The organism is Nostocoides vanveenii (assembly GCF_039531165.1).
In the GTDB taxonomy this organism is placed as follows: domain Bacteria; phylum Actinomycetota; class Actinomycetes; order Actinomycetales; family Dermatophilaceae; genus Nostocoides_A; species Nostocoides_A vanveenii.
Window position 1 is genome coordinate 41,971 of the sequence record NZ_BAAAPN010000034.1, and the last position, 14,018, is coordinate 55,988.

Annotated in this window: 13 protein-coding genes; 9 read left to right on the plus strand and 4 right to left on the minus strand. The window is 64.6% G+C overall.

Annotated features, from left to right (window positions below; all coding sequences use genetic code 11):
* The first annotated feature begins 6 nt into the window (after positions 1-6).
* On the plus strand, positions 7-1,041 hold the full coding sequence (locus ABD209_RS06370) for a TniB family NTP-binding protein (protein ID WP_344063720.1): 1,035 nt from the start codon (positions 7-9) through the stop codon (positions 1,039-1,041).
* Entirely contained in the window at positions 1,042-1,920 is an 879-nt protein-coding gene (locus ABD209_RS06375; protein ID WP_344063722.1) for a hypothetical protein, read from the plus strand.
* Here ABD209_RS06375 and ABD209_RS06380 read toward each other — a convergent pair.
* Positions 1,858-2,748 (minus strand): GIY-YIG nuclease family protein, encoded by an 891-nt coding sequence (locus ABD209_RS06380; RefSeq protein ID WP_344063725.1) that lies wholly within the window; start codon positions 2,746-2,748, stop codon positions 1,858-1,860. The genes ABD209_RS06375 and ABD209_RS06380 overlap by 63 nt on opposite strands.
* Before the next feature lie 47 nt (positions 2,749-2,795).
* Entirely contained in the window at positions 2,796-2,990 is a 195-nt protein-coding gene (locus tag ABD209_RS06385; RefSeq protein WP_344063728.1) for an XRE family transcriptional regulator, read from the minus strand.
* A 219-nt stretch (positions 2,991-3,209) separates the two neighbouring features.
* On the opposite strand from ABD209_RS06385, the gene ABD209_RS06390 reads away from it, so the two are divergent.
* Positions 3,210-3,782: a hypothetical protein gene (locus ABD209_RS06390; protein ID WP_344063731.1), complete on the plus strand. Its 573-nt coding sequence runs from the start codon at positions 3,210-3,212 to the stop codon at positions 3,780-3,782.
* Between the two features lie 309 nt (positions 3,783-4,091).
* Here ABD209_RS06390 and ABD209_RS06395 read toward each other — a convergent pair whose 3' ends face one another.
* Positions 4,092-4,274, minus strand: coding sequence for a hypothetical protein (locus ABD209_RS06395; protein ID WP_344063734.1), 183 nt, complete (start codon positions 4,272-4,274; stop codon positions 4,092-4,094).
* A gap of 390 nt (positions 4,275-4,664) precedes the next feature.
* Here ABD209_RS06395 and ABD209_RS06400 point away from each other — a divergent pair, with 390 nt between their 5' ends.
* The 6 genes from ABD209_RS06400 (at position 4,665) to ABD209_RS06425 (ending at position 13,485) form a co-directional block, all read left to right on the plus strand.
* Positions 4,665-5,066, plus strand: coding sequence for a hypothetical protein (locus ABD209_RS06400; RefSeq protein ID WP_344063737.1), 402 nt, complete (start codon positions 4,665-4,667; stop codon positions 5,064-5,066).
* A 379-nt stretch (positions 5,067-5,445) separates the two neighbouring features.
* Positions 5,446-5,790: a hypothetical protein gene (locus tag ABD209_RS06405; RefSeq protein ID WP_344063739.1), complete on the plus strand. Its 345-nt coding sequence runs from the start codon at positions 5,446-5,448 to the stop codon at positions 5,788-5,790.
* 149 nt (positions 5,791-5,939) lie between these two features.
* Positions 5,940-7,673: a site-specific DNA-methyltransferase gene (locus tag ABD209_RS06410; protein WP_344063741.1), complete on the plus strand. Its 1,734-nt coding sequence runs from the start codon at positions 5,940-5,942 to the stop codon at positions 7,671-7,673.
* 1 nt (position 7,674) lies between these two features.
* Positions 7,675-10,176 carry a DEAD/DEAH box helicase gene (locus ABD209_RS06415; protein WP_344063744.1) on the plus strand — a complete coding sequence of 834 codons (2,502 nt, stop codon included), beginning with the start codon at positions 7,675-7,677 and terminating at the stop codon, positions 10,174-10,176.
* 4 nt (positions 10,177-10,180) lie between these two features.
* Positions 10,181-11,677, plus strand: a complete 1,497-nt coding sequence (locus ABD209_RS06420) for an AlbA family DNA-binding domain-containing protein (protein WP_344063747.1) — start codon at positions 10,181-10,183, stop codon at positions 11,675-11,677.
* A 38-nt stretch (positions 11,678-11,715) separates the two neighbouring features.
* Positions 11,716-13,485, plus strand: a complete 1,770-nt coding sequence (locus ABD209_RS06425; protein WP_344063750.1) for an SIR2 family protein — start codon at positions 11,716-11,718, stop codon at positions 13,483-13,485.
* Between the two features lie 42 nt (positions 13,486-13,527).
* Here the strand turns inward: ABD209_RS06425 and ABD209_RS06430 are convergent, their stop codons facing one another.
* Positions 13,528-13,941 carry a hypothetical protein gene (locus ABD209_RS06430; protein WP_344063752.1) on the minus strand — a complete coding sequence of 138 codons (414 nt, stop codon included), beginning with the start codon at positions 13,939-13,941 and terminating at the stop codon, positions 13,528-13,530.
* Positions 13,942-14,018 lie beyond the last annotated feature (77 nt).

The window sequence follows — 14,018 nt, forward strand, 5'->3', positions numbered from 1 at the left end:
GTTGAGATGACTGAAACCACTTGGACACCAGACACTCTCGCGGCCTGGCGTGACTTCGTGAGCTACCAGGCTGATCGGCCCCATGTGCTCACCGTCAAGGAGCGCGATGCGCTCACTCCCCTGCTCCGTGAACAATACGACGACTCTCGAATCGCGTTCGTCAACGCACCCATCGTCCTGCCGACGCCGGACTTGGAGCGACTGATCCGTGAGGCGCGGATCATCACTGGGATGAATCGGGGTCCGCAGTTCACCGCTCGGCAGTCGCTGGCCATCTCGGGAAGCCAAACGCTTGGCAAGAGCACTGCCGCGATGTATCTGGGCCGGACTCACGAGCGCCGAGAGCGAGCCAAGCGCGCCCGCGAGGGCGACAAGTCGCTCGTTCCCGTGCTCTACGTCAGCACGCCGCCCCAGACCTCACCCAAGGGTCTGATGGTTCGATTCGCTTCAACTCTCGGAATGCCGGTGCGGTCCAGAGCAACCACGGACCAAGTGATGGACCGTGTGGTCGACACTTTGCACGAACTCCAGACCAGCATGGTGATCCTGGACGAGGTACAACACCTGCGGACGCGAGCACAGGCTGGCATGGAGGCCGCGTCTGCCCTGAAGTCGTTCTCCGAGAGGGTGCCCGCCACCTTCCTCTACGTCGGCGTTGATCTCCCACGAAGCGACTTCCTCGGCGGCGCGATGGGAGCCCAGATGCAGGGGCGGACGACGATGGTGCAGATGCAGCCCTACTCCATCGGATCAGAGGCGCACCGAAAGGAGTGGGACAAGGTGATCGCCCTTTTCGAGCGTGAGTTCCCTTTGGTCGAACACGAGGTCGGCACCCTCATGGAAGAGGCCGCGTGGCTTCATGCCGTGACCGGAGGTGTCATCGGGTCGTTGCGGACACTCTTACGCAAAGGGTTGGTCGCGGCCATCATCGACGGCAACGAGCATCTCGACCAGAAGGCACTGAAGTCGATCCTCCCGGACTACCGAGCCGAACTCGGAGCGACAAGGAAGGCGACAACAGCCCGGAAAGCATCGGCGTAGGTGCCTATTCAGCCGTTGCCGCAGCCTACGCGCCTGATTGGAGGCGAGGGCATCGGGTCGTACGCGCCTCGGGCAGCCGCCCGTAACCGCAGCAGCGTCGAGGACATCGAAACAGCCCTGCGGGAGTCCGGTCTCCTCACCACGTCGAAGGCGCGGGCTCATCCCCAGCGTCTCCAGGCGTGGCGCGAACTGGGGGCCCTCTATGAGACGGCCTTCACCGCCCCGGAGATCGTCGCGGGCAACTGGGTGATCGACCGGCCCGCGTGTATCCAGTGTTCTGCGGGGGTCCGCTCAACGGGCAAGCGTCCAGAATGGGGATGGGTGTGCGTTCGCCACAAGCGCTGGCTGGACGGAAAGCAGATTTCCTTGCAGGCGTTTCCTGAGGCCCTCGCTGCCGAACGGCATCTACGTCGGGTCCTCGTCCCTCGCGGTGTCGTGGTCGAAAGCCCGGTCATGCGGCTTGCCGAAGAGTGCGCCATAGTCGGAATCTCGCGGGCGACATTCGAGGAGCGTGCCAGCCGAGTGACTTACCCCTCTCCTCCTCTTCTCATATACCCGGAGACGGTGCGGATGGCTCGTCTACTGACCCGGAGATCGTTCCTCGATCTCGTCTGTGATCCTGGCGTGCCCGGGCGGCAGCGCCGTTTCTTGGTCGAGGGTGAGGTCACTCGCATCCTGCCTGGCGAGAGGGACACGGAGGCGTGGCGGGCCGTGAACAGAGTGTGGGCCATGGTGACCGACTTATCTGACCTCATTCGAGACGCTGCGCTTGTGGATCGGCTGCCTGAGGACACTCAGTACAACGTGCTCAGGCTCTCAAGATTCGTCGTAGAGCGTCCGGTCGAACCAGTAGAGGGCGTGCCGACCTTCGGCTGGTGAGGCGGGTATCGGGATCACCGCGCCGACCAGCAACCGCTGGAGGGCATCCGACTCCGGTCCGGTCAAGCCCGCGAGTAGCAGCGTTCCAGGTCCCTTGTCTTCAGCCTCGCCGAGGAGTCTGGCGCCGAGGATCAGGCCCGGTGGGACAAGGCCCGGAAACAGGGTGGTCCCCGCAACGAGAAGCCAAAGCACTCTCGCCTCGGAGGCAGCCCGATTCAGGGCCGATGCCTTATGTACCTGTGACCTGGGCCAACTGGAGAACGTCTCGAACAGCGCGTCCGCCGAGGCGTCGAGGAGCCCCTGGACCGTGCCAAACTGGCCCGGCTCGGTGACTTCAGCCACCAAGACCTGGACGTCATCGGGCGCACGCGCTGCGGGCGCGCTCTGAAGGCGCGAGGCGGTGCGCCCGTCCCAGCGCTCGAAGCAGGAGGCCATCCGGGCGTTGAGCACTGGGGGGTTGAGGGTGAGGATGAGTGCATCTCGCGCGGCTTCCGCTCTATCCTCGCGGCCCCGGTCGGTCAGCGCGTTGGCGAGGACCTCCACCAGAGGGGTTTGCCCCGCGTCCATGATCGCCTTCACCCTCTCGCGGGCGTCAACCTCCCGGTCGGGTAGGGCTTCGGGCGCACCCAGGTCTTGGAAATGTCGGCCCGAGAGTGCAATGCCGACGTAGAAGACCTCGCCCCCGGGATGGCTTGTCGGCGGTCTCGTCGGATCGATGAGCAAGTACACGGCCCACGGCAGAGGATCGCCCTGGAAGTGCGCCTGCGTAGCGGCGTCGAACGCGTCGCGGTCGTGATCGTCGTTCGCGCCGTGGGTGGGAGTGGGCATGAGATGGGTGGCCGGCCTCTCTCGCGTTGGTCTCTCGCGCACCGACGCTAGCGCGAACGCCGCTTGACCGGACTGTCCCGCTCACTCCCCCACACCGGAGCGAGCACCTCATCGAGCGAGACTCCCCACGCCCGCGCCAGCATGAGCCACGTGCGCAGATCGCCGTTGTAGCGCCCGCTGCTGATATTGAGCAGGGTCCCCCTCGTCAGGCCGCTCGCGCTAGCGAGGTCATCGAAACTCATGCCGCTCTTCGCTCGTAAGTCGTTGAAAATGGCCCGGAGTTGGGAGAGGTCGGGCTCTCGCACTTCGCCAATCACGGTGCCAGCCAAGCGTTCTGGGCCACCTCGGCGCAGTACAGGGACTTGTACTTTCTGGTTCAAGATGCTTCACTAAGGGACCTGAACCGAAGTATGGGGACCGTCAAGTTGAGGCCCGACCAAGGGCCGGATCGGGGTGAGGTCATGCAGGGATCAACGAAGGCCAGCATCGGCGTGGGCGCGGCCACGTGGGTCGCCGGGCAGGTCGGTGAGGCGCGCGCCTACGACCGAGCAGGCCGCATCATGAACGCCCAGATCGAGGCAGACATCGACTACATCGCCCGCCATGGCCGCGTGGCGGATGTCCCACCTGCGCTCCCCTTGACGGGCCGTGCTGCCCGCTCCAAGCCGGTGCTCTTCCTCCAGTCCTGGCTCATGGGGGCCGCGTTGACGGCGGTCTTGGTGGCCTTGCCGTTCCTCGTCGCCGGGCTCTCAGCGCACGACCCCAACACTCCCCCCGGGCTAGCCATAGTGGGCAGTCTCGGCGTTGGCCTTGGCGGGGCCCTCCTGGCGGGCTGGCTGCCTGGGCTCCTGATCTGGATCGTCCGCGGCATGCGCGAGAACAACCGGCGCAGCGAGGGCGTCGTCCTCGCCGAGTTCCGCCGCTACTGGGAAGCTCGCCAGCAGGCCGCTCATGACCTCATGCGGGGTGCTGATCCCGTTCAAGTCAACCTGTGGCTGGGCTCGTTCTTCATCCCTGTGGCTGAGGACGACTGACCGATGTCGCGCCACGCGGAATCCCGCCGCCCCGCTCCCATCGTCACCGCCGTGGCTGCCATCCTCACGCTCGCAGGCTGTTCTGGGCAGGGCGCTCCGGCAAGCACGGATGCCCCAACCCCGGCTGCGTCGACCGCTTCGACACCCACTGTCACCCTTCCGGTCGCATCGGCCTTCGGCGCTCCCTCGTGGGGAGTTCAACTGCCCGCATCGAGCCAGCAGAAACGACCGGTCGTCACAGCGCAACGAGTTATCTACCTCGACGGCGCGTCTGTGAAAGCGGTTGACGCGACGGGCAAGTTGGCCTGGTCAGCGCAGTTCCCCGCCTTCGCGGGCGATGCACAGATCAAGGATGGCGCGGCCTACCCGTTCCTGCGGCTCGCCGATGTCGAGACTGTCGCGGTCGTTGATGGCGGTAAGGCGGCAGGCTCCGGCCTCAGCCAGGACCGCTACGAGACGCGAGTGACCTTGATCGACGTTGCGGACGGCCACGTCATCAAGACTCTCGTGATCCCCGGCACGAGCAGCGACGCGCCGAAGCCTTCAGCAGTTGGCCTCACCTTCGCCCTGCCTGATGGCAAAGGCGTGGTGGCCGTTCTCGCTGACGGCTCAACTCGGACCCTGCCTGCGAGCACTTCAGTCGGCGGGCAGCCCAGGGCAACCGATGGTGGGGCGACGGTGGGCTCCGCCGTAATCAGCACTTGGGAGAGCAAGGCCGATGGCGGAACGCCGCCCTCTTCCGCTGGCTTCGCCGGGCCCGGGTGGACTTCGGTTTCCACCGCGCCGTCCTCCGCCTTCACCTCGGCATCACTTATCGCGGGTGACGCCCATCGCCTGCTAGTTGGCCGATGGGTTGCTCCAGGTCGTACGGCGATGGACCCAGTGACCGTGAAAATCCTGGTGCTCGATGCGGCCAACGGGAAGGTTGTCGCCCAGCCTTCATGTGAGCCGGTCGGACAGGCCGTCTTCTCGTCCAGCCCGGATGGCAAGCACGAGGTGATCGGCCCCATGAGGCTGGACGGGCAAGGGCACGCCCAGTGCTTCGGTGGCGGAGCGGGCCAGAAGGATGTCGCGCTCACTGCGGTGAACGACTCGGGCATCGCCTACGGGACAGCCGGGGCAGGCGGCTCCGACACCTCTTTCGTGACGGTGGCTCCTGATGGCAAGGTCACCACCGAGCCCCTGTCAACGGGCGAGTCCGCTCCCATTGGGATCATGGCCGGCGAAGTCGCCGTGCACTGGGACCCCAACCGTGCGGTGATCACGGGGAACACCATCAAGTGAGCATCGGTGCCTTCTCAAAGTAAGTCGAGGGCGGGTGAACCCGCCGGGCACGCTGACTGGCTCGCGGCTCTGGATGCGCAGATCGCGGCGGAAGACGCCGAAGATGAGCATGTCGATGATCTGGGCCGAGTCCCTCCTCCATCTCTGGGGCCCGGTCGAGCACCGACCGCCTTTGAGGGCTTCGCAGGCACAGGCGCACGCGCGCGAGCGACACGCCCAACGTAGAACGGAAAGCCGGGGTGCAGGTGACCTACACCCCTACAAGGAGACTTCCTCTCACAAGGGGACCTGTCCTCAAGCAGACCTCTCGCAAGCCGACCCCCTTCCCTCTTGCGGCGACTCCGCCGCCGCCGAGCCGCCCGCACCAGCGTGGAGCGAGGTGACTGACGCCGAATCGGTCTTGGCGCTCGTGAAGCGCAGCCTGGACCGACGCGCGCTTCGTGAGTGGTCGAGTTCTCGTCAGCGAGAGGCACAGCAAGGTCTCCAAGCATGGATGGTGGGGTCCGGTGCGTCGGCCCAGGAGGCCCTCTACTTCGTCTCGGCCTGGGTGGCAGACCGACGCCTCGCCAACTGCAACTTCGTGACCGAGTGGCTCACGAGACACGCAGAGCAAGCGGCAGCGATCCGCAACCTCCTCCACCAGGCGGACCCCACGAGCGTGATCGTGGCGGGGCATGAGGACGGGCTTGAGTGGCGGCGGAGACGACTGCGCAAGGCCGGGTGAGCGCTGCCGCCCCCTGTGGCGACCGGCTTGCAGTACCCGTGTCGTCCCGGATGATGTCCGTCCCCGCTCGTACGCTTGTCTCGACTCCAGACTCCAACCGAAGGCAGGTCATGCAACGTAAGCCGAGAGGACGCCTCGAACTCACATGGATGGGTAAGGACAGCGCGCTCATCCCCGTCGAGGACGGCAAGTACGACTACGCATGGGTCGACCCGAGCGACCCGCGTGCCCGCGAGGTGAAGTCCATCGAGGTCGTGGAGCGGGTCGGAGAGGTCGACGGACCGACTGGGGCCAACGAGAACCTGCTCATCATCGGAGACTCGGGCGACGCCCTACGCTCTCTCGGCACGATCCCCGAGTACGCCGACAAGTACCTGGGCCAGGTCAAGTTGGTCTACATCGACCCGCCCTTCAACACCGAGCAGACCTTCGAGCACTACGCGGACCAGTTGGAGCACAGCATCTGGTTGACGATGATGCGAGACCGCATTCGGGACATCAAGCCGCTCTTGGCCGAGGACGCTTCCGTGTGGGTGCACCTTGATGACGCCGAGGTGCACCGAATGCGAGTGCTCATGGACGAAGAGTTCGGGGCCGACAACTTCGTGGCACAGATCGAATGGCAGCGGCGGCACTCTCGATCAAATGATGCTGCCGTGAGCGTCTCTCATGACCATCTTCTCGTCTACGCCACCAACGCGGCTCGGTTTAAGGGTTGGCGGAACAAACTGCCCTTCTCAGGTGCCGCAGGCTACTCCAACCCCGACGGCGACTCTCGCGGTCCATGGCGGTCCATCTCATTCACCGCTCCGAATGTGCGTCCGAACCTCTCCTACGAGATCACTTCTCCTTCGGGGCTTGTTTTCACACCTCCGGCAGGGCGTTGTTGGCGCACCAATGCGGAGAGTTTCTCGGCTTTGGAGGCGGAGCAGAGAATCTACTGGGGCTCGAACGGAAAGGGCGTCCCCAGAGTGAAGCAGTACCTTGACGAAGCCCCGAGCATCGTTCCGAATACGTGGTGGCCGCACTCGGAAGTCGGACACAATGACGAAGCGAAACACGAAATCATGGCGATGTTTCCAGGAGTGCAGCCTTTCGCCACACCGAAGCCCGAAAGGCTGCTGGAGAGAGTGCTGACAATCGCCTCTGATCCGGGTGACCTAGTGCTCGACTGCTTTGCAGGCTCGGGCACAACCGCCTCAGTGGCTCACAAGATGGGGCGGCGGTGGGTGACCGTTGAGTTGCAGGAGGCAACGGCGGGAGGGTTCATCATTCCTCGGCTCTCGAAGGTCGTGGCCGGGCATGACCCGGGCGGAGTCACTACAAGGGTGGAGCGCGTGGCCACCGAGGAACTACCGGGCGGCATGACGCCGGAGGAAGCCCAAAAGTTCAACACGTATCTGTCCAAGGTGGTCAAGGCCACGGATGGCCTCGACGCTGAAACGATAAAGGCCCTTCGAGGTGCCACCAAGACCCGCGATGAGAAGACCGTGCTCTGGGAAGGTGGCGGAGGATTCACCGTCGCCAAGATGGGGCCTTCGATGTACGAGGTGGACGACGAGGACGGCTCGGTGTACTTGTCCCCGGAGGCCACGAACGGTGCGTGGTCGAAGGCCATCGCAGGTCAGTTGAAGTTCACCCTCACGCCCGACGACCCTGTGTTCTGCGGGGCGCGCAACCGACAACGACTCGCGGTGATCGACGGGGTGGCCGACCAGAACGTCGTGCGAACGGTGGTGGAGCACTTGGGCGAGAAGGAGAAGGCTGTGATCGTCGCCAAGGGAGTGCTGCCCGAGGCAGCCCAACTCCTTCAGGAGTTGTCGCCGGGGTCCCGCGTGAAGAAGGCACCCGAGGACATGTTCCCGAAGGGGACGGTGAACTGAGATGGCGTTGGAGATCACCTACGACGAGGCGCTGATCGAGGAAATCGCTGCGCGGTTCGACCTACGCGACCCGAACAAGAACGCACTGTCCGCTGTGGTGCAGAAGATCGCTGACGGCGGCTCGGGTCTTCAGGAGATGGTCGCGGACCTCGCCACGGGCGTCGGCAAAACGTTCCTGATGTCGTCGCTGATCGAGTATCTGGCGCAGCAGGGCGTTCGGCACGTCCTGGTGGTGACGCCCGGCTCCACGATCCAGCGCAAGACGTTGGCGAACTTCGATGCCGCTTCGCACAAGTACGTCGCCGGGGCCGACATCGCCCCCTTCATCGTCACCCCGGACAACTTCCAGGCGGCGAACGTCGGGTCGGTGCTACGTGACCCCAAGAGGATGAAGGTGTTCGTCTTCAACGTGCAGCAGTTGATCCGTCCCACCGACAAGGTGAGCCGGAAGGTCCGTGATGAGGACGAGAACCTCGGGGACGCCCTCTACTCGCACCTGACCAATGCCGACGACCTCTTCGTCATCGCGGATGAGCACCACGTCTACCGGGAGAAGGCAAAGGCATTCTCGGCAGCCATCCGCGACCTGGGGCCGGTCGCCCTGGTCGGCCTGACTGCCACTCCCGACAAGGCTGACTACGCCAAGGTGATCTTCCAGTACACCCTAGGTGAGGCCATCGCTGACGGGCACGTGAAGGTCCCGGTCATCGTCTACCGCAAGGACGGCACGAAGGACGAGCGGACGCAGTTGCAGGACGCCTGCCAGTTGCTCGGTCACAAGGAGAAGTCCTACGAGGTCTATCGCCAGACCAGCCCTGATGCTCCTGCGGTCAAGCCCGTGCTGTTCGTGGTGTGCCAGACCATCGAGCACGCCACCGAGGTCGGTCAGTTGCTCGCCCAGCCGGGCATGATCGGTGACGGTTCTCAGGTGCTGGAGATCACCTCTCAGTCCTCCGACGAGGCCCTGGAGGCGCTGTCGAAGGTCGAGGAGCCGGACTCTCCGATCCGCGCCATCGTGAGCGTGAACATGCTCCGCGAGGGCTGGGACGTGAAGAACATCGCGGTCATCGTGGCCTTGCGGAGGCTGGCCTCCCAGACCCTGACCGAGCAGATTCTTGGCCGTGGCCTGCGGCTGCCCTTCGGACAGCGCACTGGCATCGCGGATGTCGACCAGGTCGACCTCGTGGCACACGACTCCTACCAGCAGTTGCTCTCGCAGAAGGACGTGCTCCGACAGCGAATCCAACTCCCATCGACGGCGGTGGAGGTGGACGATCAGGGCTTCGCCACCAGCGCCGAGGTCGACCCGAACCAGCCCGTCCCCGTAGACCCCGGTACGGGTTCACCCGAGCCAGGGCAGGTCGGTGGTGCCGGAGGCAGCAGCACCCGGACTCCCGCCCCCGGCCAGTGGACCCTCTTCGAACTGGAGGAGGACGAGTCCGCTCAGGACGAGGACTACCAGCCGAATCCAGGTCTGATTTTCGAGGAGACCGAGCAGCGGGTGGAGACCAAGGTCCCCGAGCCGCAGTACCGCGTCGATGGTGCTCCGCAGATCATCTTCCCCAGGCGCGAGTCTCGCCTGGTGCACTCGCCCTTCTCTCTGTCCGACATCCCGGACGGCGACGCCGAGAAGGCAGGGGTGGCCTTCATCAAGGAGGTGCCCACCTTCATCTTCCGTGACGCGCTGGAGGCCAAGCGGACGGGCGATCAGGTGCAGATCATCAGCACCCCGCAGGGAACGGCGGAGGCCCAACAGACCTTGGCCGGCCTGGACGTGGTGCAGGAGGAACTGACCGCCGCGATCATGCAGCAGCCGGAAGTTCCGTCCGAGAAGGCGTCCAAGAACGCCGCGAAGCGCCTGGTGAAGGCGTTCCTGAAGGGCGCAGGCGTCACCAGCGACGACGCGACCGCTGAGTGGGGCACCAAGCGCCGTCAGCAGGCCGTGGAGGGCATGCGGTCGATGATCCGGGACAAGATCACCAACCGGCCCCGGCAGGAGTCGTTCGAGTTCATCGGCATCACGCTGCCACTGGAGCCCGTCACGGTGGAGCCGGACGCCCCACTGGCCCACAACGTCACCAAGTTCAAGAAGGGCCTCCAGTACGTCGGCTGGAAGAAGAACGTCATGCCGATGGCCACCTTCGACGCCGGGACCACGGAGTGGCAGTTGGCCCTGCTCATGGACCGCGATCCGAACATCCAGTGGTGGGTGCGCATCTACACCAACGGTCAGGCGTTCATCCGCACCACGGACGGCTACTACTTCCCCGACTTCATCGCACTCGACAAGGATGGGACCTGCTGGCTGATCGAGGGCAAGGCCGACGATCACGCCAAGGACGACTCGGTTCTGCGCAAGAAGAAGGCTGCCGAGACCTGGGCGCGGGCGGTGCGCGACGATGGCGACTTCGGCAAGTGGCGGTACCTGTTCGCCACCGAGACCGACATCAAGCAGGCCGGGGGCTCATGGAACGGCCTGCTCGTGAGCACGAAGCCGGAGTGAGACTGTGATCGTCGTAGATGGCCGAACGGACCTGGAGAAACTACGGGAACTCCTGCTGGAGCCCGAGCAAACCCACCTGGAGTTCAAGTCCGCTCTCGACCTCACGTCCAACAAGGACAAGTTGGAGTTCGTGAAGGACGCGGTTTCCATGGCCAACCGTCCGCCAGGCGGGTACATCATCGTGGGGGCGCAAGAGGGCGGCTCGCTGGCCCTTCCGCTCGGGTCCCTGCGTGATCGGGCGCTCTTCGACGGCGCTCGACTTGGCGATCTCATTCGCAAGCACATCGAGGGCGAGGTCCACGTGGTCGCTCAGTTCCACGAGGTTGACGGCCATGAAGTCGTCCTCATCTATCTGCCGCATCATCGCGATGGCCTCCCGGTGCCGATGAGCACTCTGGGCCAGTACCGAAGCGACAGAGGCAAGGACGTGATTGTGTTTCGAGAGGGCGACATGCTCGTGCGTGAGGGGGCAAAGAACTCGCCACTACGGCATGCGCACTGGCATGACCTGCTGAGCGAACGCGACCGCCGCCTTCGCGCCGAGAGCCGAGTCGAGATCGACTCGCTCCTGACCGACTTGGCACGCGCCCTGCGAGACGCCAATGGGCCTGTGGCTGTGCCGCTTTCGTGGGAAATGTCCGACGAAGCATTCGTTGAGGCGGTCGTGTCGAACCTCGAAGCGAACAAGGACGTTCGCCTGAAGCAATTCCTAAGACAGGGGTCCCACCGCTCTGGCGATCCGCTTGCCCTGACGAACGTGTTGGACAAGATCACCATTCTCGCGGCGCAGTGTCTCTACTTCGAACGCTACGAGCAAGCACACCAAGCCGTCGACGCGCTGTTCGCCCTCTACGCCCGCTTGGACTTTCAGGAGGCATCGGAGCGACTGGCCACGATCACACGGGTGTACGTGCTGGGGAGTCTGGCCGTGCGACTTGGTGCGTGGTCGACCGTCCACAATCTCGTTCTCCGCCAGTACCCCCCGCAGGACGACGGCTACGTGTACTCGTCGTGGATTCGCCACGGCCAAGTCAACGCAAGCAGGGCCAACCTTCTCCTCAAGGATCGTAAGGGAATGATGATCTCCGCTGCGAGGTCTCTGGCATCGGAACGGCCCGCGATGCGTCCTGATGTTCCCGATGCCGGTCTGCCGGACGCCAAGGAACTAGCGCACGACGACGTTCTGTTCAACTCGCTCTGCCAGTTCGATGTGCTCTACTGCCTGATCGCCCGCGCCGAAGGCTCGTACCATGGGGGTGGCTATCCGGCGTCGTCCGCGATGCATCAGTACCGGGCCGACCCAGCGTTCGTGCTGGTCGCGACGGATGCCCATGCTCGTACGCTCCTCTTTCCCAACTCGGTGGACGCACGGGTCGCGTCTGCCATCACGGAGGTCTTCGAGGCTGCCGAGCGAGAGTCCTTTTCCTTCGGCGGTCACTGGGACTCGCTGCCCCCTGCGGCTCAGCGTTTCGTGATCGAACACGGTGGGGGCCAACCGTGAGTTCACCTCTTTCTCCGCTGGCCATGCTCGCTACATCCATGCACGCTCAGCCGGGTGTCTACGCTGTCCTGCTCGGCTCCGGCGTCTCGACCGGCGCAGGAATGCCCACCGGCTGGGGAGTGGTCAAGGAACTGGTAAGGCGGCTGGCCGTTGCAGAGCACCCCGATGATCCAGCCTCCCTGGCAGCAGCACAAGCCGACCCGGAACAGTGGTGGCGAGGCAATCATGGAGGCGACCTCGGATACTCCTCGTTGCTGGAAGCGTTGGCTCCTACGCAGGCCGCCCGACAGGGGCTGCTTGCGTCCTTTTTCGAGCCGACTGACGACGACCGCGCAGCCGGAGTCAAGATGCCCAGCAAGGCGCATCGCAGCATCGCGCAACTCGTCAAGCGGGGTGCGGTGCGCGTCATCATCACGACGAACTTCGACCGCTTGATGGAGCAGGCCCTTGAAGGCGAAGGCGTCTCCGCTCAGGTCATCGCTCGACCCGAGGCGGTCAATGGCATGAGCCCGCTGGCCCACGCACCGGCGACCCTGATCAAACTGCACGGCGACTACAAGGACTTGGGGTCCCTGAACACTCCGGACGAACTGGCCGCCTACCCAACAGAGTGGAAGGTCCTGGTGAGCCAGGTTCTCGAAGAGTACGGCCTCGTTATCTCGGGCTGGTCAGCAGACTGGGACACGGCACTCGTCGCACTCCTGGAGGCAGCCAAGAGCCGTCGTTACCCGCTCTACTGGGATCAGCGCAGCAGTCGAGGCAGCACAGCCCAAAGTATTCTGGCCAACCGCAATGGGTCCGTGATCACGGCAGCCGACGCGGACTCCATGTTTGCGGACCTCGCCACGAGCCTGGATGCCTTGGAGAGGCTGGCCGAGCCTCCACTCACGACCGCAATCGCAGTTGCCAGGCTGAAACGCTATCTGCCTGATCCCGTTCACCGACTCGACCTACACGATCTAGTGATGTCCGCAACCGACGCGGTGGTCACAGGGGTCAACGACCAGCCTCTCAGCATCGCCGGGCTTGACGGGGAAGGCTTCCAGGCGGTTCTCGAAGATCACCGTGCCCGCTCCGAGCAGATGCTGCAACTGGCCGTCACTGGCATGTGGCACGACCCCGAAGGACACCACGACCGGCTCTGGATGGACGTTGTGAAGCGCCTGATCGACGCCGGGAGCATCAGGGCACTCGGAGTGCCTGTGCAGCAGGTACTTGAGCGGGCCCGCATGTATCCAGCACTGCTCCTCATGACATGCGCTGGGGTGGCGACAGTGAGCCGAGGACGGGAGCGCCTCCTCGTCCGTCTGGTGTCCGAGGTGCACGGCCACATGGACGTTGGCGTCAGCCTGGAGTTGCCCGCCTGCCAGATCGCTCACCCAGCCCGCGTCCTGAACGACGATTGGACCAACGACCTGCCCCGTTGGGGAGGCGGTAAGTGGACCTACCCCGTCAGCCACCTTCTCGCTGCGGAGTGCCGCGAAGTCTTCCGCGACCTGATCCCCCGGGACGATGACTACACGCGCACAGTCCACGGCTTCGAGTACCGGATGAGCCTCATGTACGAGGTCACCAACTCCTCGTACCGAGGCGCGTACCGGGCGATGCCAGGCGAGTTCGTCGGTGAGACAGGTTGGTCTTGGGATGATCGCGACATCCCCATCGCGGAAGAGACGTTTCGTGCGAGAGGCGACCGCGTTCAGGACTGGCCCTGGGTTGACCTCCTTGGCGGCCACGAGAAATACGACGACGCGCTAATCCAGCACCGCGACATCCTGAAGAAGTTCAAGTACCACAACATGCGTTGAGTGCTGGCGGGAGGACCAAGGCCGCTTGTAGTGGGGGCCCCCTTAGCGTCGGGATGCCGCGATCTCGCTCACGTGGAACACCACTTCGTGGCTCCGTTGCAGCGCTGGGGCGGCCATCCCCAGCATCCAAGCGGGCTGGTTCTTCGGGTGACTGAAGCCGTTGCGTAGTTCACGGCCCACATGGACCACTTCCGCGAGTTCGTCTGTGAGCAGTCCGTCCTGATGCGCCCGAGTGATCAAGGTCTTGAAGGACACCGAGTCACCGGCCCCCAGGACCCAGCGCAGCGTCGACTCGACGGCCATCAGCGACCAGGCCACACCGACGACGCTGAACTCCCAGACGAGCAGGCAGTGAGTGAACAGGTCGCGCGACACCCGTAGTTGCTCGCGAATCTCCGGGGGCGTGTGCTCGCTCACCGGCCAGGACGCCGCGACGGCGAACAGGTGATCTGGCATGGCAGGGAGGGGCTCGCCAGACGGCGACCAGCCGCCGAGCGTACCGACCGTCCTTGGGTCCTGCGGCTAGTCCATGA

Coding starts and splice junctions, on each gene's coding strand:
- ABD209_RS06370 (WP_344063720.1), top strand. CDS start 7: ATGACTGAAACCACTTGGACACCAGACACTCTCGCGGCCTGGCGTGAC.
- ABD209_RS06380 (WP_344063725.1), bottom strand. CDS start 2,748: ATGCCCACTCCCACCCACGGCGCGAACGACGATCACGACCGCGACGCG.
- ABD209_RS06385 (WP_344063728.1), bottom strand. CDS start 2,990: ATGAGTTTCGATGACCTCGCTAGCGCGAGCGGCCTGACGAGGGGGACC.
- ABD209_RS06390 (WP_344063731.1), top strand. CDS start 3,210: ATGCAGGGATCAACGAAGGCCAGCATCGGCGTGGGCGCGGCCACGTGG.
- ABD209_RS06410 (WP_344063741.1), top strand. CDS start 5,940: ATGGGTAAGGACAGCGCGCTCATCCCCGTCGAGGACGGCAAGTACGAC.
- ABD209_RS06415 (WP_344063744.1), top strand. CDS start 7,675: ATGGCGTTGGAGATCACCTACGACGAGGCGCTGATCGAGGAAATCGCT.
- ABD209_RS06425 (WP_344063750.1), top strand. CDS start 11,716: ATGCACGCTCAGCCGGGTGTCTACGCTGTCCTGCTCGGCTCCGGCGTC.
- ABD209_RS06430 (WP_344063752.1), bottom strand. CDS start 13,941: ATGCCAGATCACCTGTTCGCCGTCGCGGCGTCCTGGCCGGTGAGCGAG.